Source organism: Aquimarina gracilis (assembly GCF_035285365.1).
In the GTDB taxonomy this organism is placed as follows: domain Bacteria; phylum Bacteroidota; class Bacteroidia; order Flavobacteriales; family Flavobacteriaceae; genus Aquimarina; species Aquimarina gracilis.
The window spans coordinates 408,797-432,501 of record NZ_JAYKLX010000004.1; the positions used below are offsets into that span (position 1 = coordinate 408,797).

10 protein-coding genes are annotated in these 23,705 nt (G+C 42.1%); all 10 read left to right on the forward strand.

The features are described 5' to 3' along the window. Positions 1 to 165 precede the first annotated feature (165 nt). The 10 genes from U6A24_RS10255 (at position 166) to U6A24_RS10300 (ending at position 23,703) form a co-directional block, all read left to right on the forward strand. Positions 166 to 4,368 carry a fibronectin type III domain-containing protein gene (locus tag U6A24_RS10255; protein ID WP_324179875.1) on the forward strand — a complete coding sequence of 1,401 codons (4,203 nt, stop codon included), beginning with the start codon at positions 166 to 168 and terminating at the stop codon, positions 4,366 to 4,368. A 35-nt stretch (positions 4,369 to 4,403) separates the two neighbouring features. Then, positions 4,404 to 4,712: a hypothetical protein gene (locus U6A24_RS10260; protein WP_324179876.1), complete on the forward strand. Its 309-nt coding sequence runs from the start codon at positions 4,404 to 4,406 to the stop codon at positions 4,710 to 4,712. 930 nt (positions 4,713 to 5,642) lie between these two features. Next, positions 5,643 to 10,550 carry an Ig-like domain-containing protein gene (locus U6A24_RS10265; RefSeq protein WP_324179877.1) on the forward strand — a complete coding sequence of 1,636 codons (4,908 nt, stop codon included), beginning with the start codon at positions 5,643 to 5,645 and terminating at the stop codon, positions 10,548 to 10,550. Positions 10,551 to 11,015: 465 nt separating this feature from the next. Then, the gene (locus tag U6A24_RS10270; protein WP_324179878.1) at positions 11,016 to 11,630 is read left to right on the forward strand and encodes a Crp/Fnr family transcriptional regulator; all 615 of its coding nucleotides are present in this window, start codon (positions 11,016 to 11,018) and stop codon (positions 11,628 to 11,630) included. Positions 11,631 to 11,715: 85 nt separating this feature from the next. Beyond that, the gene (locus U6A24_RS10275; RefSeq protein ID WP_324179879.1) at positions 11,716 to 12,612 is read left to right on the forward strand and encodes a YybH family protein; all 897 of its coding nucleotides are present in this window, start codon (positions 11,716 to 11,718) and stop codon (positions 12,610 to 12,612) included. A 196-nt stretch (positions 12,613 to 12,808) separates the two neighbouring features. Next, entirely contained in the window at positions 12,809 to 13,792 is a 984-nt protein-coding gene (locus U6A24_RS10280) for a lipocalin-like domain-containing protein (protein WP_324179880.1), read from the forward strand. A gap of 320 nt (positions 13,793 to 14,112) precedes the next feature. Further along, the gene (locus U6A24_RS10285) at positions 14,113 to 14,334 is read left to right on the forward strand and encodes a hypothetical protein (protein WP_324179881.1); all 222 of its coding nucleotides are present in this window, start codon (positions 14,113 to 14,115) and stop codon (positions 14,332 to 14,334) included. A gap of 130 nt (positions 14,335 to 14,464) precedes the next feature. Beyond that, a complete protein-coding gene (locus U6A24_RS10290) occupies positions 14,465 to 14,857 on the forward strand; it encodes a hypothetical protein (protein WP_324179882.1) in 393 nt (130 codons plus the stop codon). Between the two features lie 725 nt (positions 14,858 to 15,582). Beyond that, the gene (locus U6A24_RS10295) at positions 15,583 to 18,585 is read left to right on the forward strand and encodes a leucine-rich repeat protein (protein ID WP_324179883.1); all 3,003 of its coding nucleotides are present in this window, start codon (positions 15,583 to 15,585) and stop codon (positions 18,583 to 18,585) included. Between the two features lie 345 nt (positions 18,586 to 18,930). Beyond that, a complete protein-coding gene (locus U6A24_RS10300) occupies positions 18,931 to 23,703 on the forward strand; it encodes a leucine-rich repeat protein (protein ID WP_324179884.1) in 4,773 nt (1,590 codons plus the stop codon). The last annotated feature ends 2 nt before the right edge of the window (positions 23,704 to 23,705 follow it).

A 23,705-nucleotide genomic window follows, 5' to 3' on the forward strand; every position in this document is an offset into this window, starting at 1 on the left:
AATACTTCCCTTGTATAGTAATACTTTGTTTATCAATTAATGTAAAATAAGTAAAATCTTCCAACATGAAAAAACAAGTGTGGTTACAGTTAATATGAGTATTCTTTTTTTAATGCGCTACGGGTTACAATAATAAAAGGTAAAAACATAATGGGAAAAATGACTATGGAAACAAGTATTTTTAAGACGATACTTGTAATCTCTTTTGTATGGGTAAACACAAGTATACATGCACAATTGTGGACTCCCACATCGGCAAGCAAAACAAGTTCAAAAGCCAAAGAACTTAGAAAAACTACTCCAACTACGTTCCAATTATTCGACCTCAATACCAAGGTGTTAACTTCTACATTAAAAAAAGCTCCATCAAGAACACAACAAAAAAGCGCTAACGCCATTTTAGAACTTCCGGTCAATGGGATGATGAAAAAATTTAGAATTCTTGAAGCTTCTATACTGGATAATGGACTTCAAAAGAAATTTCCGAGCATCAAGTCGTTTGTAGGCTATGGGATTGATGACCCTACATCGATTGCAAGATTCAGTTATTCAAAAATCGGGCTACACGCCATGATTACTTCAGGAAATCATAAAACCATCTACATTGATCCGTATACCAAGGATAAGAGAAGTTATATCACCTATTCTAAAAAAGATCTACCTGCTAATCCAGACACTTTTGAATGTTTGGTTGAAGACAATTTCAAAACAAATTTTTCTGAACAACAAATTCCAATCACTAAAAATGCAAATGATGGAAGGTTAAGAACATTTAGACTTGCAGTGGCATGTACCGGAGAATACTCACAATTTCATCTTAATAATCAAGGAATACCTTCTGGCGCTTCAGATCAACTAAAAAAAGAAACTGTCCTTGCTGCAGTAAATACTACAATGACCAGAGTCAATGGTATTTTTGAAAGAGACCTGGCCATTACTATGGTAATTGTTAACAACAATACAGATATCATCTTCTTGGATCCTAATACAGACAACTTTAGTAACAATAACACCGACGCCCTACTTAATGAGAGTCAAACAGTTTGTGATCAGTTTATTGGAGACAGTAATTATGATATTGGTCACGTTTTCAGCACGGCCTCAGGGGGGTTGGCGAGACTGGAGAGTGTGTGTGACTACGATGTTAAGGCCAGGGGCACTACCGGCATTGCCACACCGATCGGTGATCCTTTTGATGTTGATTTTGTAGCGCACGAAATCGGCCATCAGTTTGGAGCTACCCACACTTTTAATGGCACCACCGGCAATTGTGATAATCTAAATAGGTCAGACATCACTTCCTACGAACCGGGGAGCGGCACTACCATCATGGCTTATGCCGGGATTTGCTCACCGCAAAATATTCAAAATAATAGCAGTGATTATTTTCATACTGCCAGCTATGACCAGATCATTGAATTTGTTACCAATGGTGGTGGAAGTTGTGCCAATGTTACAGTTACCGGCAATACCTCACCTTCGGTTGATGCCGGTGGCGATTACTTTATACCCGTTAGCACTCCTTTTGTGCTGACAGGCTCCGCTACCGATGATGATGGTGACGCACTCACCTATTGTTGGGAACAATTTGATCTGGGTCCGGCATCCCCACCTAACGATCCAAACAGTTCTGGTCCCCTGTTTCGATCTTTCCCTCCTGTGATGTCTCCATCCAGAACATTCCCACAACTTTCAGATATTTTAAATAATACCGCAACCATGGGAGAAATACTTCCTGCCATAACCAGAACTATGAATTTTAGACTTACCGTTAGAGATAATGCACCAGGCGGTGGGGGTTTAGCTAGCGACAACACAAGAATTACTGTTGCCGGAGCCGCTGGGCCTTTTGTAGTAAGTGCACCCAATACCAATGTAAGTTGGTCTGCAGGATCAATACAAACTGTTACTTGGGATGTAGCAGGGACTACAGGAAATGGAATTAATGCTGCTAATGTAGACATTCTATTATCTACCGATGGAGGTAACACATACCCCATTATGATAGGCACTGCAGCGGCAAATGATGGTTCTCAAAATATCACGGTACCAAATGCTGTAGGAACACAAAACCGAATTATGGTTAGGGGGTCTGGACATATTTTCTACGATATTTCTAATGCAAATTTTGAAATCACTCCCGGTAACGGAGTAGACACCGAAGCACCCACGGTACCAACCAACCTAACCGCTTCAAATAGTACACAAACCACTGTAGATCTTTCTTGGAATGCGTCAACAGATAATATCGGTGTAACGGCATACGACGTTTATCGAGGCAATACCATTATTGCTTCTATAACTACGACCTCTTACCAGGTAACAGGGTTAACCGGAAATACCGCATATTCTTTTAGAGTAAGAGCAAAAGATGCACTTAGTAATGTATCTGGTTTTAGTAATACTGCAAATGCCACAACCTTGCCAGTAGACACCGAAGCACCTACAGCACCAACCAACCTAACCGCTTCAAATAGTACACAAACCACTGTAGATCTTTCATGGAATGCGTCAACAGATAATATCGGTGTAACGGCATACGACGTTTATCGAGGCAATACCATTATTGCTTCTGTAACTGCGACCTCTTACCAGGTAACAGGGTTAACCGAAAATACAACATATTCCTTTAGAGTAAAAGCAAAGGACGCAATGGATAATGTATCTGGTTTTAGCAACACTGCAAATGCCACAACCTTGCCGGTAGACACCGAAGCACCTACGGCACCAACCAACCTAATCGCTTCAAATAGTACACAAACCACTGTAGATCTTTCTTGGAATGCGTCAACAGATAATATCGGTGTAACAGCATACCACGTCTATCAAGGCAATACCATTATTGCTTCTGTAACTACGACCTCTTACCAGGTAACAGGGTTAACCGAAAATACAACATATTCCTTTAGAGTAAAAGCAAAGGACGCAATGGATAACGTATCTGGTTTTAGCAACACTGCAAATGCTACAACCTTGCCGGTAGACACCGAAGCACCTACGGCACCAACCAACCTAATCACTTCAAATAGTACACAAACCACTGTAGATCTTTCTTGGAATGCATCAACAGATAATATAGGTGTAGCAGGATATGATGTGCACGAGGGAAACACAGTGATAGCAAATGCTACTACAACATCATATCAAGTAACCGGATTATCGGCTAATACTTCATATGGCTTTAGTATTAAGGCAAGAGATGCTGTGGGCAATACGTCTAATGCCAGTAACATCGTAAATGTGACAACGTTGTCTGGAGGATCGGCGTGTACAGAAAGAATAGTCACTTTCCCTTATAATGAGAGCTTTGAAAATACGTTTGGGGATTGGACACAAGGTGCTGGAGACGATTTTGAATGGTCAGTTAATACCAATGGAACACTATCGAGAAATACAGGACCTTCTAATGCGGCAAAAGGAGCATATTATATGTATATGGAGTCATCAAGGCCCAATAACCCTACCAAACGAGCAATTCTAAACTCACCATGTTTTGACTTAAGTGGTTCTACCGCTGCAACCTTTTCATTTCAATACCATATGTATGGCGCATCGCGTATGGGAAGTCTGGCTCTTGAGGCTAGTAATGACAGTGGAGCAACGTGGAACACTATTTGGTCAAGATCTGGAAATCAAGGAAACGCATGGCAATCTACCAGTGTAGATTTAATTACTTATGTCGGAGACTTACTACTACTAAGGTTTAATGGTGTTACTGGAGACACCTGGCAAGGAGACATGGCAATCGACGATATTAATCTATCTCAGGCAGGAGGACCTTCAACTTGTACCGATGTTGCTTTGATACTTACTTTTGACGACTCCCCCCAAGAAACCAGTTGGCAAATTACGGATACTAATAACCAGGTTATTGCTTCTGGGGGTACTTATGCCTTACAACCAGATGGATCTACATTAACTCTAACAGAATGTTTAGAGCCTGGAACATATACGCTTACCCTTCTTGATAGTTACGGCGATGGCATGTGTTGTAGATACGGAAACGGTTCATATTCACTTACATCACAAGGAAGCACAATTGCTTCTGGCGGATCTTTCGGAAGCTCTGAATCTACCATATTTACTATTAGTAACGCATCAGGATCTTTCACTATCGAAGATATAGTGACTACAGAACAATTCTCGATTAGGGTATTCCCTAATCCGGTGAAGAAAGATAGAATATTAAATGTAGTTTTTTCTAAAAAAGACACACAATACGAAATTGTTAATTTACTAGGAAACATTCTTATGAAGGGTAAATTAGTCCAGAAATCGATCAACACAAGTCAATTATCTTCAGGTATGTATATTTTAAACATTACTGACGGTGGAAAAACAACCACTATTCGATTTATACAGGAATAAACTTTTTAAAAACCATTTCCCAAATTTAGGATCTTATGAGGTGGAAAAAAAGTTTTTCTATTACCACCTTTTTACGAAATACCTATGGAAAAAGAGGCGTGCAACTCAAGTTTGACAGCAACTATTGTTTTGCCATACTGGATTTTGATCCCATTGATATCACCGATGATTGGGAAAGGCATTATAAGGCCAAAAATAAAGCTATCAATGAGTTTTTCATTACCAATGAAATCATCAAATTTAAAGACAACAGAATTTATGACAACAATATTGCACTTGTTGCATGTGGCTATCGAAATTCTTGGGATTTTATGGCAAAGCAACCGGTACGTATTCAAATATGATGATTATAGGTGTTTCTGATTGTTTTTTAAAATTTAGAAAGGCTTTATCAAAAATTGACGCTGCCGGGTTAAAACTTAGCACGTCGCGAGGATGCTATGGGCCGTTTTAACCTTCTCGAGGGCCATTTTTACGAAGTGTTAGGCTATGATAGCACAAAATTGAGACCATCTTGTCTAAATTTTAACTGCTTAGGTCTAATGTTGGGCCTTTACGACTTAATTTTTAACGCCCGGGGTCCAAATTTAATCGTATTAAGCCTAATAGAAGGCCTTTTTGGCCCGACAGAAGATCTTTTTGGCCCAACGCATTACAAGCATCCCTGATATTCTGGCCTTGTCTTACAAAAAAACGACGGGAACCATTGTTTCAAATCCCCGCCGTAGCTATTAACTCAATAAACCAAAAATCACTTTACTCTTATAAAACCAATGCTCGATCTGGCTCCACGTCGTCTCTGCATTGCGCATACCTTCTGTCGACCCTTTGTTGTCAACAAATATGAGGTTTTAGTACAAGACCCCAAGATAAAAAGTGCCCATATCAGCCAGAACCGGGACAAACAAACCATCAAAGGGGATTACTGGATTCCTATTATCCCCAAAACATCGCATAATATCCCATGTTTAAAAGGGTTTGGCACCAATTTTTGGATATTTCCTCAATATGCTCATTCTTTGTTTGATTTAAGGTTTAAAAACTTATAAAAAATACCTCCCAAATGAATTAACCGAATAGGATACTGCCACCGTTTTACCTTTGTAACTATAACAAACAGTATGACCACTATTGGTAGAAACGTTTTTGCAAATAACCGATTGATTAGTGTAATGTTGTAATTGATAATGTTAATTAGAAAAAACATACTACTTATATTTTTCGCAATATTTTTTCTGGGCGTTATCGCTTCTTTTGGGCAAAAGTATAGGGTGATGGGCAGCTCTCCCGGTACAACAATAACATGCCCTGCCGGACATGAGCATGTGCATTCGCGTGTGGGCACATCTGGGAAGAATGGACTTATGGCCCAAAAAAGGGCTACATCAACCACACCATCCACTTCGGAGATTCGGCTTATCTTTGGTGGTGATGAGGCAAGAGATCAGGGTTTTAGAAATGCCTGTAGGTATGCTGCCAATATTTGGGAACGCTATATTGTAAGCCCGGTGCCGATCGTTATAGAAATAAGATTTGAGAATTTGGGTCGTAATACATTGGCAAGAGCCGGACCAACAAGAAATTTCAGATTAACCGATGACGCATACCCAGATGGGAGAATTTTCCCGGTTGCTTTAGCCAATGCACTACTCGAAAGGGATTTAGCACCAAATCAACCGGATATACGTGTAACGGTCAATTCTCATTGGAGTATTTTTTATTTTTTATATTATGGCACGGATGGCGATCCCTGGCCATTGCAATATGATCTTGTTACCATTATGTTACATGAAATCGGTCATGGACTGGGATTCACAACATCCCAAAACGTTGATCAAAATTCTGGTCTGGGAAGCCGTTCGAACACACCATTTAGATATGATGATTTTTTAGAAAATGGCTCGGGCACCAACGTAACGGATATTTCGACCCCGTCAAATAATCTGGCCGATTTTTACACGAGTAACAACCTTTTTATAGATGGCCCCAACACTGTATACCGTTTTGGTGGAAGGCGTCCACGTATCTATTCCCCATCTCCTTATGGGGGTGGTTCCAGTATCGCGCATTGGGACGAAAGGAGTTTTCCTTCAGGAAATTCAAATTCTTTGATGACGCCCCAAACCGGACTAAATGAGGCAATACATAAGCCGGGTACTATCACCCTGGGACTTTTTGCCGATTTGGGATGGACCATCTATGAGAACGGATCCTTTTCCGCTAACGGCATTAGGTTTCAAATTACGTCCTCAAACCCTAAAACAGTAATGGCAGTGGAATATATCGGTAAAAATAGCGTTGTGACCATCCCCGAAAAGGTGGGAGACTATACGGTAAACGCTATTGGAAACAGTGCTTTTAAGGGAAATGGATTGACCCGTGTGACCATCCCTGATGGTGTGATCAGTATAGGTCAAGATGCTTTCAGGGCCAACCGATTGGAGAGTGTTGTTATACCCAATAATGTTACAACGATAGGTACCTTTGCCTTTAGGAAAAATCAATTGAGCAGTATAACGTTGGGAACCAATGTTACCGCTATTGGCTATGGCGCTTTTAAGTTTAACCAATTGACCAATGTTGTTATTCCCAATGGTGTTGCCAGTATTGGCGGAGAAGCCTTTGCCAACAATCCAATCACAAAAGTAACCGCACGGGGTGTTGCTACCGTGCCCACTATTGTTACCGCTCATACCTTTTCAAATCGTCACCAAATAGACCTGGTAGTGCCTCCAGGCAAAGTACAAACTTATTTAGATAATGGCTGGACAGACTTCAAATCCATCACAGAACCAGCAGAAGTTGGACGCACGTTCATTGCCGATAATATAACATATAGAATTACATCTCTGGCCCCCAATCCCAATACGGTAAAGGCAACAGGTTATAATACTTCGGGAGGTAGCATAGTGACCATTCCCCAAACAGTAGATTATGGTCCAAACACCTATACAGTGACCGCTATTGGCAATAAAGCTTTTAAGGAAAAGCAATTGGTCGAGGTTACTTTCATCACGCCAAGCAACGTGATCAGTATTGGGAACAATGCTTTCCAAGGCAACGAATTGACCCGTGTGGACATTCCGGGCAGTGTCACCAATATTGGGATGGGTGCTTTTGTTGTCAACAAATTGGAGAGTGTGGTCATACCCAACAGTTTGACCCGTATTGAAGCTGCGGTTTTTTCCCATAATCAATTGACCGAAGTTACCATACCCGATGGTGTTACTGATATTTGGAGCAATGCCTTTGCCAGCAATCCAATCAAAACAGTAGTGGCACAGGGTGTTGCTCCCGTGCCCACCATTGTGATCCGTAATACCTTTTCAAACAATAACGAAATAGATGTGATCGTTCCCAAAGGTAGTTCTGTCGGTAGTATCAAAACCGCTTATAAAGATGCTGGATGGACAGGCTTTAAATCCATCACGGAAGGGATTCAGGTTTCAATAAACGCACCGGCACAGATAGATAATTTAACACCATTTTTGGTTACCATCTCCTTTAATCAAAACGTAACCGGTTTTACGCAGGAAGATATTAAAGTAGTCAATGCCACTGTGGTCGATGGCAGTTTTTCCAAGGTCGACGGTTCCATATATACCATTGAAATGACACCAACATCTTGTGAGGGTACCATTACCATTAATGTCCCTGAAAATGTAGCGGAACATGCGCCCAGTTTTCCCAATTTGGCATCAAGCACAACGGTCACGGTCAACGCCATCCCATCCGCGCCATCGGTCAATTCGCTCGTCGAATACTGTATAGATGATAATGCTGTAGCATTGACTGCCACAGGAGATAACTTGTTATGGTATACCGAAGCAACAGGAGGTTCAGGAACTACTCAGGCACCGACACCCAATACAGCAACTGCCGGGGAAACCTCCTATTACGTCAGTCAAACCATCAACGGTTGTGAGAGTAAACGCGAAGTGATCGAGGTAAGGGTCAATGCCCTGTCAGCACCATCGGTCAATTCGTTCGTCGAATACTGTATAGATGATAATGCTGTAGCATTGACTGCCACAGGAGATAACTTGTTATGGTATACCGAAGCAACAGGAGGTTCAGGAACTACTCAGGCACCGACACCCAATACAGCAACTGCCGGGGAAACCTCCTATTATGTCAGTCAAACCATCGATGGTTGTGAGAGTGAACGAGCAGTGATTGTGGTAAGGGTCAATGCCCTGTCAGCGCCATCGGTCAATTCGCTCATCGAATACTGTATAGATGATAATGCTGTAGCATTGACTGCCACAGGAGATAACCTGTTATGGTATACCAAAGCAACAGGAGGTTCAGGAACTACTCAGGCACCGACACCCAATACAGCAACTGCCGGGGAAACCTCCTATTATGTCAGTCAAACCATCGATGGTTGTGAGAGTGAACGTGCAGTGATTGTGGTAAGGGTCAATGCCCTGTCAGCGCCATCGGTAAATTCGCTCATCGAATACTGTATAGATGATAATGCTGTAGCATTGACTGCCACAGGAGATAACCTGTTATGGTATACTGAAGCAACAGGAGGTTCAGGAACTACTCAGGCACCGACACCCAATACAGCAACTGCCGGGGAAACCTCCTATTACGTCAGTCAAACCATCAACGGTTGTGAGAGTGAACGAGCAGTGATTGTGGTAAGGGTCAACGCTCTACCAGTAGCCCCATCGGTCGATTCGTTTATCGAATACTGTGTGGGCGAGACGGCTGTTGCATTAACGCCTATAGGAGATAACCTGTTATGGTATACTGAAGCAACAGGAGGTTCAGGAACTACTCAGGCACCGACACCCAATACAGCAACTGCTGGGGAAACCTCCTATTATGTCAGTCAAACCATCGATGGTTGTGAGAGTAAACGTGCAGTGATTGTGGTAAGGGTCAAAGCTCTACCAGTAGCCCCATCGGTCAATTCGCTCGTCGAATACTGTATAGATGATAATGCTGTAGTATTGACTGCCACAGGAGATAACCTGTTATGGTATACCAAAGCAACAGGAGGTTCAGGAACTACTCAGGCACCGACACCCAATACAGCAACTGCCGGGGAAACCTCCTATTACGTCAGTCAAACAAACGGAAACGGTTGTGAGAGTGAACGTGCAGTGATTGTGGTAAGGGTCAACGCTCTGCCAGTAGCCCCGATAATACATACGAACAGTCCTATATGCTCTGGTGAAGATGCCGTGTTTACCATTGCGGGAACCCCCGGTGATAATGTAACTATTGACGGGGCCTTAAAAGGAACAGTAACCATAGAAGCTAGTGGAACTGTAGATGTAACCGTAAACAGGGTAAGCTCGAGTGCCACGATAAACTTAACAGGGATAAGCAATGGAAACTGTAGTATGCCGCTAACGGGAACAGCTACGGTAGCCGTTCAGGATGGTCCATTAACCGCTATTGCCCAGAACATTACCGTGCAACTGGATGCCAGTGGGCAGGTGACCATCGCACCTGAGGATGTTGACGATGGTTCCAGTTATGGCTGTGGTAGTACCCCGAACGTAAGCCTGGATATAGATAGTTTTGATTGTGATGATGTAGGCACCCCAGTAAAGGTAACCCTTACCGCTGCACAGGGCAACAATTGGGATACGGCGACCGCTGTGGTGACTGTGGAAGCGCATTTGGACAATCTTGTGGCCATTGCCAAAGATATAGCTGTACAGTTGGATGCCAGCGGGCAGCTGACCATCGCACCTGAGGATGTTGACGATGGTTCCAGTTATGGTTGTGGTAGTACCCCGAACGTAAGCCTGGATATAGATAGTTTTGATTGTGATGATGTAGGTACCCCGGTAACGGTGACTCTTACTGCAACACAAGGCAACCAAACCGCCACGGCAACCGCCACAGTGACCGTGGAAGCGAACGGGAATTGTGAACTTGGACCCCTTGTGGATTTCAATATAGGGTTTTCTCCCAACGGTGATGGCATTGCCGATACCTTGGTGATCGAAGGTCTTGAACACTATAAGAACAACGTGGTGAGGATCTATAACCTAAGCCAACACCTGCTGTTCACTGCTCATTACAGGGGCCCCGGCGATGCCTGGGACGGTACCTATAAAGGCAGACTGGTACCTGTGGGTTCCTATTTATGTGTGATCGACTACAACGAACCGGGGCTGGATCAAGAGGCAAAAATGATCTATGTCAATTATTAATTTTTACACTTCTGTAATGGCCGGGGCTTCGACTACGATCGGCTCACGATGGTGTTCGCACCCTGAAGTGACTCGAAGGGTAAGTAGTACTAAGCATTATCCCGGGTTTCGAGAGTACTTCGGCACAGTGTGACAGCTCAGGAACCGGGAAGCAAAGGGTAAGTAGTACTAGGCATTCGTTAGGAAAAGACTTAAAAAATAAAGGCAATCCCTAGAGCATTTAAATCTCGCCGTGCCTGCCGAGGCAGGATTATCGAGTAAAGAGGTTTCTTCATAAATCGTGGCTCAGAATTTTGACCGGCGGGAAAAAAAGCAAGAGAGTAACGCACCTTGGCAGCACAGCATATTCGGTTGATCCAATATCAACAAAGTTCAATTGAAATTTTGAACAAAAGTAAGCTTTGCCTTACTTTTGTTTTATGAATAAAGTCAAAGAGTTCATAGTCATATAAATATGATTTAAAAATGTTAGAAACTTTTATAAAGGGTATTAAAATTACTGAAGAAGCGCTTAAAGAAGAGCTGCACAAAAATGCTACTATCACAACGCACAAAAAGGGTGATTTTATAATTAAAAGCAATCAATATATAAAAGTTTTAAAAATTGTTTTAGAAGGTAAAGTAAGGGTGTATCAAGAAAATGAAGACAGAGAAATTTTGATTTACTACCTCAATACAATGGAAACCTGTACACTATCTTTATCTGCTTGTTTCGAAGATTGCAAAAGCACCGTAAATGCCATTGCAGAAGATGATTGTACTATTATCCTTAATATTCCGGTTCGATTCGTAAGAGATTGGAATTTCAAATATAAATCTTGGAATCGTTTTACCATCAACATATTTAGAGAGAGTTATTTGCACCTCATTGATCAGTATTCAAATTTGGCATTTCAGCCACTTAAAGATCGTCTCTTTGATTATTTAGTATCAAAAGCAAATGGTGGTGTTGTTAAAAAATCACATCAAGAATTGGCCAAAGAATTAGGTACTACACGAGAGGTTATCTCCAGGCTTTTAAAAACATTGGAAAAGAATAAAAAAATTCATCTGGGACAAAAACAGATAGAAATTGTATAAAAAATAGCTGTTGTGACAAAAGTCACAACTTTCTCTCTTTTATTCCTTCGATCTTTGTATCAATAACTTAATAACATACAAGGATATGAAACGTATGAAAGGAATAATAACGGGATTGGCATTAGTGATAGGTTATATCTCTTGTGCGCAAAAAGCGGAAGACAATAAACCATCAGAAAAAGCACAACAATCTTACCAAAAACATTCGCCAACAAGGCATCATCAAACGGCTCTGGAAGTATTGGATGCTAGTGAAAAATGGATTGAAGCATTTAATAAAGGGAACGTCGAAGCTTGTGTAAAAGGTTATGACGCAAATGCAACAATGAGTGCTATACCTTTTGGAGTTAAAAAAGGAACAAAAGAAATTTCTGAATTTTGGACACCGTTTATAGCATCTGGAGCCACGAACTTAATTTACACAAATGTAAGTGTAGAAGTTGTTAATGAAACCACAGCTTTTTTGTCTGCTAATTGGAGTATGAATGTGGGTAAGGGAGTGATTTATCAGGAGAAATGGGAGAAGAAAAAAGGGCAATGGCTATTGACTTATGACAACTTTCAAGTTTTAGAGCAGTATAAAACACCAAAAGAAAACAAAACAAACCCTGTGGCAAGTCATATTGTTTTAGAAAACATTATCAAAGCTTCTATAGCATGGACCAACAGTTTTAACTCGGGAAAAGGAACGGTCTGCGGTCAAGGCTATTCAAAAAATGCAACAATGAATGCCATGCCATTTGCTTCTATAAACGGACAAGAAGGTATCGAAGGGTTTTGGGAAAAATTAATAGCAGATGGGGCTAAAAATTTAACCTATCACAATCCTACATTCAAGGCTTTAACAAATAATAGCGGTATACTATCATCTATGTGGAGTATGAATATTGGTGAAGGTAAAATTTATCAGGAAAAATGGGAAAATGTTGAAGGTAAATGGATGTTAACCTATGATGAATTTGAAGTGTTGAGGCAATATTAAGAACAGTATGCAAGCAACTAGATGACTTCGCTAATCAAGAGATAGGAGATCGTCTCCTATGTGCAAATATTTGTTAAATGATTCTTAAATAAAAATAAGGTAGAATTTGAAACATTTCAAAAGAGGCATCAGTTTGAATCGTACCAACCAAAACCTTATTGAAATCAAGTAAATCAATAATTAAAATCAATAAAAAATGGTACGTATTAAAACCTGTAAGGCATTACTTTTTATGCTACTTACTCTAGCATTTTTATCGTGTAATTCTGATGACGATGCTAATCCTAATCCTAACCCAGAAAATAGTGAAGAAATAAGGGCCACCAAAGAAAAATTAGTTGGAGAATGGCAATTGGTAAGCAGCACTATTGACAATAAAAATGCTTCACCTGAAGAATTTGAATGCTTAAAAAATTCAACCGCTACGTTTAATCAAGATGACACTTATGAATTAACCTTTATAAAACTAGGGAGTAATTCTACAACGCTTTGTAATAGGACAGTTACGCAATCTGGAACCTATACAGTCATTGGTTTGAACAGGGTTACTTTTTTCAATTTTGATTCTGAGATCGAGTTGATTGACGATACTTTACAGATTACTTCCAAAGTTACTAATGATAATGAAGAACAAGAACAAGTGGATATTTTTATTAGAAGTGACAATTCAGAATTAGAGGAAAATCCAGATGAAGAAACGGATAATGTAGAAACAGATGAGACCGATGAGGATAATGGTGACAATACTTTTGATGGAACCGCGGTGATTCAAAAGATATTGGGTAAGTGGCAAATCGACTCTAACCAAGAGTGCCTTCAAGAAAACACGATAGAATTTAAACCTCAAAGTGTTTTTGAATTCATTCAACATAAGGAAACCTTTACTCGTAGGGATCTGTTAAATTATAACGTAAGCGTTAGTTATCCTTTGCCAGAAAGTATTAATGCAACAATTTTCAAAGGAAATGATATGGTTGTTTTTGATACCAGTGCGGCATGTCAATTTATCAAAACGAGTACTTTGGAATATATTGTAAAAGATGAGAAGACCATAGTACTTAAAAACATATCAGGGGTGCAGCTTTTGTTGGAAGATGATACTACGATTAAGCTTATCTATACCTTTACTGATAGTGATAACAATGAACAGGTTAGAGAATTTATTTACAACAAGCTATAAAACAGTTTATTTCATAAAATAATTGATAATATTAAAAAATGGAGCGTTTTTACCTCCATTTTTTAGTATTTGATGTTCTAAAAAGGTTGTCCTTTTAATGATGGTGAAGAATACGATGTTGCAGTAGTGGACAACAGAAGCAAAAAGATGTACCAAATAACGTATCCAGGTTCGAAAGAAGGGAATTCATATTCATTATACAGTCCGGAAAAATGACAAACCCGTTGACCCATCCTTTTTGCTTTTTGGTAAATTGTCCATGGACTTGAATAGGTATTTAGAGTAACTTAGGTTGACCAAATCTAAACCTACTTTCAATCATGCCACAAGTTATCTATAGAAAACCCCATGAACTATCCAATAAAGAAAAAAATCAATTAAAAAGCTTGTTAAAACGATACTATCCTACAGCTAATGAAGAATATATAAACGCCAGATTGTCTAATACATATGGTTTTGATATTGTGCTATTAAAATATCATGACATTGTACTGGGAGCCAGCTATTTCAAACTAGACAAGTTAAAAACCCCCTTTTTATAACAAAAAAATTTGGGTTGTACATTTTGGCCAGGCACTAAAAAATGAATATTACCAGGGCAGCGTTATTTGGCGTACTGGGCACTGGTATGCCAAAAAGAATATTTCTTATCTCTATCCCATAAAAAGAACAGTGGGTTTATCTGTAATAAGCACCCCGAAAGTCTTCGAGCACTTTACAAAACTTTTTAAAAACCATTTCCCAAATTTAGGGTCTTATGAGGAGGGAAAAAGTTTTTCTATTGCCAGCTTTTTACGAAATACCTATGGAAAAAGTGGCGTGCAACTCAAGTTTGACAGCAACTATTGTTTTGCCATACTGGATTTTGATCCCATTGATATCACCGATGATTGGGAAAAGCATTATAAGGCCAAAAATGAAGCTATCAATGCGTTTTTCATTACCAATGAAATCATCAAATTTAAAGACAACAGAATTTATGACAACAATATTGGACTCATTGCATGTGGCTATCGAAATTCTTGGGATTTTATGGCAAAGCAACCGGTACGTATTCAAATATGATGATTATAGGTGTTTCTGATTGTTTTTTAAAATTTAGAAAGGCTTTATCAAAAATTGACGGTGCCGGGTTAAAACTTAGCACGCCTCGAGGATGCTATGGGCCGTTTTAACCTTCTCGAGGGCCATTTTTACGAAGTGTTAGGCTATGATAGCACAAAATTGAGACCATCTTGTCTAAATTTTAACTGCTTAGGTCTAATGTTGGGCCTTTACGACTTAATTTTTAACGCCCGGGGTCCAAATTTAATCGTATTGAGCCTAATAGAAGGCCTTTTTGGCCCGACAGAAGATCTTTTTGGCCCAACGCATTACAAGCATCCCTGATATTCTGGCCTTGTCTTACAAAAAAACGACGGGGACCGTTGTTATAAATCCCCGCCGCGGTTATTAACATATTCAAAAACCAAAAAACACTTTACTCTTATAAAACCAATGCTCGATCTGGCTCCACGCCGTCTCTGCATTGCGCATACCTTCTGTCGACCCTTTGTTGTCAACAAAGATTAGGTTTTAGTACAAGACCCCAAGATAAAAAGTGTCTATATCGGTCAAAACTGGGACAAACAAACCATCAAAGGGGATTTCTCGATTTCTATTATCCCTTAAACAACGTATAATATCCCATTTTTATAAGAGTTAGGCACTTATTATTGAGTGTATCTTTTTTGATGATTTCTTTTGTTTATGTAATGTATATATAAAAAGTATAAATAAAACTTTATAAAATGAAAAAGCAAGTCCAAGTAATACTATCTACCCTCCTTATGATATTGACAAGCCTCACCACTTATGGACAAAGGGCTATAGAAGATAAATTCATATCCTTTACCAGTGGGGGGTACACTTCATTGGCCCGATATCAAGTTACTTCGGTAAACCCAAGGACCGTTACGCTCATCGAATACGTGGGGGATAATAACGGGGGTTTTAATAAAAATGTGACAATCCCTGCATCGGCCCCTGTCGACGGCGGTTATGCTGTAACCCGTATCGGGGACAATGCCTTTAGTAACAAAGGCCTGACCAGTGTCGAGATTCCCAACAGTGTGACCAGCATCGGGAATCATGCTTTTTCGGGGAATCAATTGAACAGTGTGACCATACCCAACAGTGTGACCCATATCGGGAACGCTGTTTTTCATGGCAACCAATTGACAAGTGTTGTCATTCCGGAAAGTGTGACCAGTATTGGAGATAATGCTTTTATTATGCATCCACATTCGCCTTCAACATTGAACCTTATGATAATGCTGGGCAATACCCCACCCAATCTTGGTGCTGCTTTTTCAAATCGTTCCCAAATAGATGTAATCGCTCCCGGGGGCACCCCTGCCGGTAGTATCAAAACCGCTTATGAGGACCATGATGACTGGGAGGACTTCGCATCTATCACCGGAGAAGCGCAGGTCAATACCGAGTTCACTGCCGGCCATATCACTTACCGAATCACTGAAATAACCCCCACCAATAGGCAGGTATCGGCAATAGACTATGACCCTGCCGGAGGTGCCGAAGTGACCATCCCCCAAACGGCCAACTACCAGGATATCGATTACCAGGTGACCGCCCTTGTATCCAATGCTTTTAGGTCCGATCAATTGATCAGTGTTGTTATACCCAATAGTGTGACCAGTATTGGGGCTAGTGCTTTTACCGGCAACCAATTGACCCAGGTGACCATACCCGACAGTGTCACCAATATTGGACCCTGGGCTTTTTCCCACAACAACTTGACGAGTGTGACCATACCGAACAGTGTGACCAGTATAAGTCAATGGACTTTTACCCACAACAACTTGACCAGTGTGACCATACCGAACGGTGTGACCAATATTGGGCAGAGAGCTTTTCAAAACAACCAATTGACAAGTGTTGTCATTCCGGAAAGTGTGACCAGTATAGGGCATGAGGCTTTTAACGACAACCCGGAGCTTGCCACGGTGGTGTCAAAGGGAACCAATCCTCCATCAATTGAAGAATTCACTTTTACAAATGCCAACCGTAACCAAATAGATGTAATCGTTCCCAAGGGTACCCCTTCCGGTAATACCAGAACTGCTTATTTAGCTGCTGGATGGACGGGTTTTAAATCCATCACCGAAGATGCCTATTCATCAAGTGCTCCCTTCATCACCACCTGGAAGGTAGGAGCCACAGACCTATCCATCACCATTCCCACCACGGGCGGTGGTTACAACTACACCATAAACTGGGGTGATGAAACCATCGAGTATAACCAGACCGGAGACGCTGAGCATACCTATGGGGTCCCGGGAGAGAAAACCATAAAGATCTACGGCGATTTCCCCAGGATCTATTTTAACAATACAGGGGACAAGAACAAGATCCTGGCCGTACAGCAGTGGGGCGATATCCAATGGAAAAGTATGGCAAATGCCTTTTTTGGATGTAGCAACCTGAATAATATCACCGCCACAGATGCCCCCAATCTGCAAAACGTAACGGATATGCGAGGGATGTTCAGTGTATCTGGTGTCATCGGGCAAAGCACCGACCTTAACAGTTGGGACGTAAGCAATGTTACTACTACGGCAGCTATGTTCGATAGAGCCACTAACTTCAACGGGGATATAGGCAATTGGAACGTAAGCAATGTCACCAATATGAGAGATATGTTCAATGGAGCCACTAACTTTAATCAAGACATAAGCGGTTGGAACGTAAGCAATGTCACCAATATGAGTTTTATGTTGAGCTATAGCGGTTTGTCCAGGGGCTATTATGGGGCCACATTAAAGTACTGGGCGGACTTGGACAATACCCCCACAGGGATTACGCTGGGTGCGCATGATTTGGTATATGACTGTGATGAAGAAGCACACAGACAAACACTGATGGATACCTATGGCTGGGAGTTTGCTGGAGATGCTAAAGGAGACGACCAAGCTCCTGTGCTCAACTTAACCACTCAACAGCTGCGCCTATACCTGGATATGGATATGGCCACTCTTAGTTTAGATCAATTAGCATATAGCGCAGAGGACAACTGTAGCGAAGAGAGTGAGTTGGTTTACAGTTTTGATGCCCCAAACAGCAATGTGACGACCAGGGAATTTGGTCTTGACGATCGGGGGGGACAAACCGTGACCTTGTTCGTGAGTGATCCCTATGGCAATGCAGCCAGCAAAGACCTGATCGTAACGGTGATTAATACCGCCACAGATATTCTCAGCTTCACAATACCCGGACAGAGCGGTGAGACTGTGATTGATTATGACAACCATACGGTGGTTATTGAGGTCGAACTGGGTACAGATTTAAGCGGGTTGACTCCAACGATCGCCCTGTCAGATGGAGCCAGTGCTAATCCAGAAAGTGGTGTGGCACAAGACTTCACCAATACGGTAAACTACACGGTAACCGCAGAGGATGGAACCACCCAACAAGTATGGCGGGTGACCGTGGAAGCGGCGGGGAGTGATGAACTTAAGCCCGTCGCAGATTTCAATAGAGGGATTTCACCCAACGGTGATGGTATAGCTGATACTTTGGTAATCAAAGGCCTTGAGAAATATGAGAACAATGTAGTCAAGATATACAACTTGAGCCAACGCTTGCTGTTCAGCGCCCATTATGGTGGGCTCGGCAATGCTTGGGACTGCACCCATAAAGGCAGTCTGGTACCCGTGGGTTCTTATCTATGTGTGATAGACTTTAACGACCCAGGACTAGGCCAGAAGGCAAAAATGATCTATGTCAATTATTGATCTTTTCGTTTCTCAAATAACCGGGGCTTCGGCTACGCTCAGCCCTCGATATAATCGAAGCCTGAGGTGCCATACTGAGCTTGCCGAAGTGCTCTCGAAGGGTAAGTTTTGCATTGAGCTTGTCCGAAGTGCCAGTTCTAAAAAATGAAACTCACACTTCGTATCCTATCAACATTAAAATGAACAAACTATCAAAGGAGATTGCTGGATTCATATAATCCCCAAAAAACCATATAACATCCCATTTTTAACGGAGTTCGACACCAAATTTTGGGTATTTGCTTAGTGTTGTTATTCTTTGTTATGAACTAATATTAAAAAAACTAACAATAAAAACCTTCCAACATGAAAAAACAACTACAATTAATAGCATCTACCATTCTTATGGTGTCATTTGGCCTTATCGGCTATGGGCAACAAGTTGGTGACGTGTTTACTTATGACAATGTCACATATCGAGTAACGAAACTTGTCCTCAACAAAGAAGTGACCATACAAAGCAGTACAAATACAGGAGGAGCCCTGACAATGCCCGAAACCGTAACCTATCAGGGTAATAATTTTAGCGTTACCGTTATTGGTCCCTATGCTTTTAAGGACAAGGCCTTGACCAGTGTGAGAATCCCCAACAGTATTAAAATTATTGGGACCGATGCATTTAGGAACACCACCTTGGAGAGTGTGACCATTCCCGAAAACGTTACCCTTATTGCGACGGGTGCTTTTAAGGACAACCCCTTGACCAGCGTACTGGTATTGGCCAATGTACCTCCAAGCCTTCCCGCAAATGATACTTTTTCAAATCCGGGTATAATAGAAGTAGTGGTACCCGTTGGTAACAAAACCACTTATGAAAGTAATCCTGCTTGGGGCAATAGGTATGCTTTTAAGGACATCACGCAATTTGGGGTAGGAACAGCCTTTACGGGCAACGGTATTGGTTATCGAATAACGTCCGTAAACCCTGGAAAAGTGGCGGTGACCGGAAGGAACAGCGGCTCAACGGATACCGATATAACCATACCCGGTACGGTGTTTTATGGGCAGGACTGTGCTGTGACCAGTATTGGTAACAGTGCTTTTGAAAACAACCAATTGACCAGTGTGACCCTACCCAACAGTGTGACCAGTATTGGGAGTAGTGCTTTTAGGAACAATCAATTGACCGAGGTGACCATACCCGATGGTGTAACCAGTATTGCGCAAAGTACTTTTAGTAACAATCAATTGACCAGTGTCGAGATTCCCAACAGTGTGACCAGTATTGGGAGTAATGCTTTTAGGTATAACAACTTGACCAGTGTGACCATACCGAACAGTGTGACCACTATTGGGAGTGGTGCTTTTGAGGATAATGCCTTGACCAGTGTAATCATCCCCGAAGGCGTTACCAATATTGAGGAAAATGCTTTTGCCAACAACCCATTGACCACAGTGGTGCTGGAGCGCATAGATCCCCCATCAATTCAAACAAACACCTTTGGAAACCGTAATCAAATAGATGTGTTTGTTCCCAGGGGTGCCCTAGGCAGTTATCAGAACCATGCCGAGTGGACAGCGTTCAAATCCATTACAGAAGTACTGGGGATTAACGACAGTTTTACGGTTGAAGGCATCACCTATAAAGTAACGGGGCTGGGTTCCACCAACACCGTCACCATAACGGACAATACAAATACTGGGGACCTCACCATACCCGGGACCATAACCAGAGGGGGCAATGACTTTAATGTTACGGGTATCGAGGATGAAGCTTTTGCCTTTAATCAATTGACCCGTGTCACCATTCCCGTTGGCGTTACCAGTATTGGGGCCAATACTTTTAACGGCAATCCGGATCTTGCTATAGTGGTGCCAGAAAGCATAGATCCCCCATCAATAGAAGAAAACACCTTTGGAAACCGTAACCAAATAGATGTGGTGGTGCCCAGGGGTGCCCTAGGCAGTTATCAGAACCATGCCGAGTGGACAGGGTTCAAATCCATTACAGAAGTACTAGAGATTAACGACACCTTTACAGTTCAAGGCATTACCTATAAAGTAACGGCGCTGGGCCCCAACACGGTCACCATAATAGACAATACAAATACAGGGGACCTTACCATACCCGGATCCGTAAACTATGGGCCTAATGGCTTTGAGGTTACCCGTATTGGTGATGACGCTTTTGATAGTAATCAATTGACGAGTGTAATCCTGCCGAATAGTGTAACCCATATTGGGGATTATGCTTTTTTTAAGAATCAATTAAGTAGTGTGACCCTACCGAACAGTGTAACCCGTATTGGGGATAATGCTTTTATGCATAACCAATTAACGATTGTAACCCTACCTAACAGTGTAACCCATATTGGGGATAATGCTTTTAGTCATAATCAATTGACGAGTGTAACCCTACCGAACAGTGTGACCAGTATTGGGGGTGGTATTTTTGAGAACAACCAATTGACTAGTGTGACCATACCAAGTAGTGTGACCAGTATTGGGAATAGTGCTTTTGCCAACAACCCATTGGCCACAGTAGTGCTAGAGCGCACAGATCCCCCATCAATTCAAACAAGCTCCTTTGGAAACCGAAACCTAATAGATGTGGTAGTGCCCAAGGGTACCCCTGCCGGTAGTACCAAAACCGCTTATGAAACCAACTGGGGCATGGATTTTAAATCCATCACAGAAGTACTGGAGATTAACGATACCTTTACAGTTGAAGGGATCACCTATAAAGTAACGGGGCTGGGTTCCACCAAGACGGTCACCATAACGAACAATACAAATACAGGGAATCTTACCATACCCGGGACCATAACCAGAGGGGGCAATGACTTTAGCGTTACCGGTATCGGGGATGAAGCTTTTGTCTTTAATCAATTGACCCATGTGACCATTCCCGATGGCGTTGCCAGTATTGGTGCCAATGCTTTTAATGGCAATCCAGACCTTGGCATAGTGGTCCCAGAGGGCACAGTTCCTCCTTCAATAGAGGACAATACCTTTGGTAACCGCAACCAAATAGATGTGGTAGTGCCCAGGGGTACTCCAGCCGGTAGCATCAAGACCGCTTATGAAACCGATTGGGGCACGGATTTTAAATCCATCACGGAAGAACTGGAGATTAACGACAGCTTTACAGTTCAAGGCATTACCTATAAAATAACGGCACTTGGTAGTCTCAACACCGTGAGGATTGAAGGTTACGAGGGTACGGCTACCAGTATAAACATCCTCCAAACCATAACCTATGGGCCTAATGACTTTGAGGTTATCAGTATTGGCGATGGTGCTTTTGAAAACAGCGACTTGACCAGTGTGACCATACCGAATAGTGTGGCCACTATTGGGGAACGGGCTTTTCTGAACAACCAATTGAGCAGCGTGACCATTCCCGAAGGCGTTAGCAGTATTGGCGATGGTGCTTTTGAAGGCAATGCCTTGACCAGTGTGACCCTACCGAACAGTGTAACTGGTATTGACGATTCGACTTTTAAAGACAACAACTTGATTAGCGTGACCATTCCAAACAGTGTGACCAGTATTGGAAATAGTGCTTTTGAAGGTAATGCCTTAACCGGTGTGACCCTGCCAAACAGTGTGACCAATATCGGAGGGCGGGCTTTTAAAAACAACAACTTGACCAGTGTGACCCTGCCGAACAGTGTGACCAGTATCGGGGTTTTTGCTTTTGCCAATAACCAAACCCTTGTTACAGTGGCGACAAAGGCCATCGTTCCGCCATCACTTCATGAAGATGCTTTTTTTAATGCAGACCGTGACCAAATAGACTTAATAGTTCGTGTAGGTGCTAAAGATACTTATTTGGCCGCAGGGTGGGCAGGCTTTAAATCCATCTCAAGTGCCGAAGTAGGAGATACCTTTACCGATGGTGGCATCAAATACGAAATCACATCATTGCTGCCCTACACCGTAATGGCCATAGACTATACAGGTACGGCCACTGATGTAAACATCCCCAAAACCGTAACCAATAATGGGGGCAATGACTTTGAGGTGACCAGTATCGGGGATCGGGCTTTTGAGCAAAACTTCTCCCAATTGCCATTGGGCAGTGTGACCATACCCAACAGTGTGACCAGTATTGGGAATTGGGCTTTTTATCATAACTCTTTAACCGAGGTTACCATACCCAGCAGTGTGACCAGTATTGGAGAAGGTGCTTTTGACACCAACCGATTGACCAGTGTAACCATAGGGAACAGTGTGACCAGTATTGGGGGTTATGCTTTTTTGGGCAACCAATTGACCAGTGTAACCATACCGAATAGTGTGACCAGTGTTGGACAAAGTGCTTTTGCCTATAACTCTTTAACCGAGGTGACCATACCCAGTAGTGTGACCGGTATTGGTAACGGTGCTTTTAAGGATAACCAATTGAGCAGCGTGACCATTCCCGAAGGCGTTAGCAGTATTGGATATAGTGCTTTTGAAGGCAATGCCTTGACCAGTGTGACCATACCGGATGGTGTGACCAGTATCGAGGAAAGTGCTTTTCGGGACAACCAATTGACCAGTGTGACCATACCGGATGGTGTGACCAGTATTGGGGGTTATGCTTTTGAGGGCAACCAATTGACCAGTGTGACCATTCCTGAAAGCGTTACCAGTATCGGAGAATTCGCTTTTTCGGGCAACCCAAACCTTGCCACAGTGGAGGCAAAGGGAGCCGTTCCACCATGGCTTGATGAAGAGGCTTTTGGTGAACGCCACGAAATAGCTGTTGGGGTCGTTATTTTGGGTATACGCCACCAAATAGACCTGATAGTCCCTGCAGGCAGGACAAATGCTTATTTGGCTGCCGGGTGGACGGACTTTAAATCCATTACAGAAGCAGCGGTCGCGGGACAGTCTACCAGTGCCAAGACGGTATCCGCCTCTATAAATGATGTCACGGTGTATCCCAACCCCGTACAAGATTATATCAACATTGCATTGGGTGATGGCGAAGCCTTACAACAGGTAAACCTATACACTACCCAGGGTGCCCATGTGCATTCTGCACGCGCCTTACAAATAGATGTAAGCCATGTACCCGGCGGTATGTATATACTGGAAATAACAACCCAAACAGGGGCCAAAGCAGTTAAAAAAATAGTCATAAAATAAAA

Bases quoted from the DNA above. Each gene is read 5' to 3' on its own strand.
- U6A24_RS10280 (WP_324179880.1), top strand. From the start codon at position 12,809: ATGGTACGTATTAAAACCTGTAAGGCATTACTTTTTATGCTACTTACT.
- U6A24_RS10295 (WP_324179883.1), top strand. From the start codon at position 15,583: ATGAAAAAGCAAGTCCAAGTAATACTATCTACCCTCCTTATGATATTG.
- U6A24_RS10260 (WP_324179876.1), top strand. From the start codon at position 4,404: ATGAGGTGGAAAAAAAGTTTTTCTATTACCACCTTTTTACGAAATACC.
- U6A24_RS10275 (WP_324179879.1), top strand. From the start codon at position 11,716: ATGAAACGTATGAAAGGAATAATAACGGGATTGGCATTAGTGATAGGT.
- U6A24_RS10285 (WP_324179881.1), top strand. From the start codon at position 14,113: ATGCCACAAGTTATCTATAGAAAACCCCATGAACTATCCAATAAAGAA.
- U6A24_RS10270 (WP_324179878.1), top strand. From the start codon at position 11,016: ATGTTAGAAACTTTTATAAAGGGTATTAAAATTACTGAAGAAGCGCTT.
- U6A24_RS10255 (WP_324179875.1), top strand. From the start codon at position 166: ATGGAAACAAGTATTTTTAAGACGATACTTGTAATCTCTTTTGTATGG.
- U6A24_RS10300 (WP_324179884.1), top strand. From the start codon at position 18,931: ATGAAAAAACAACTACAATTAATAGCATCTACCATTCTTATGGTGTCA.
- U6A24_RS10265 (WP_324179877.1), top strand. From the start codon at position 5,643: ATGGGCAGCTCTCCCGGTACAACAATAACATGCCCTGCCGGACATGAG.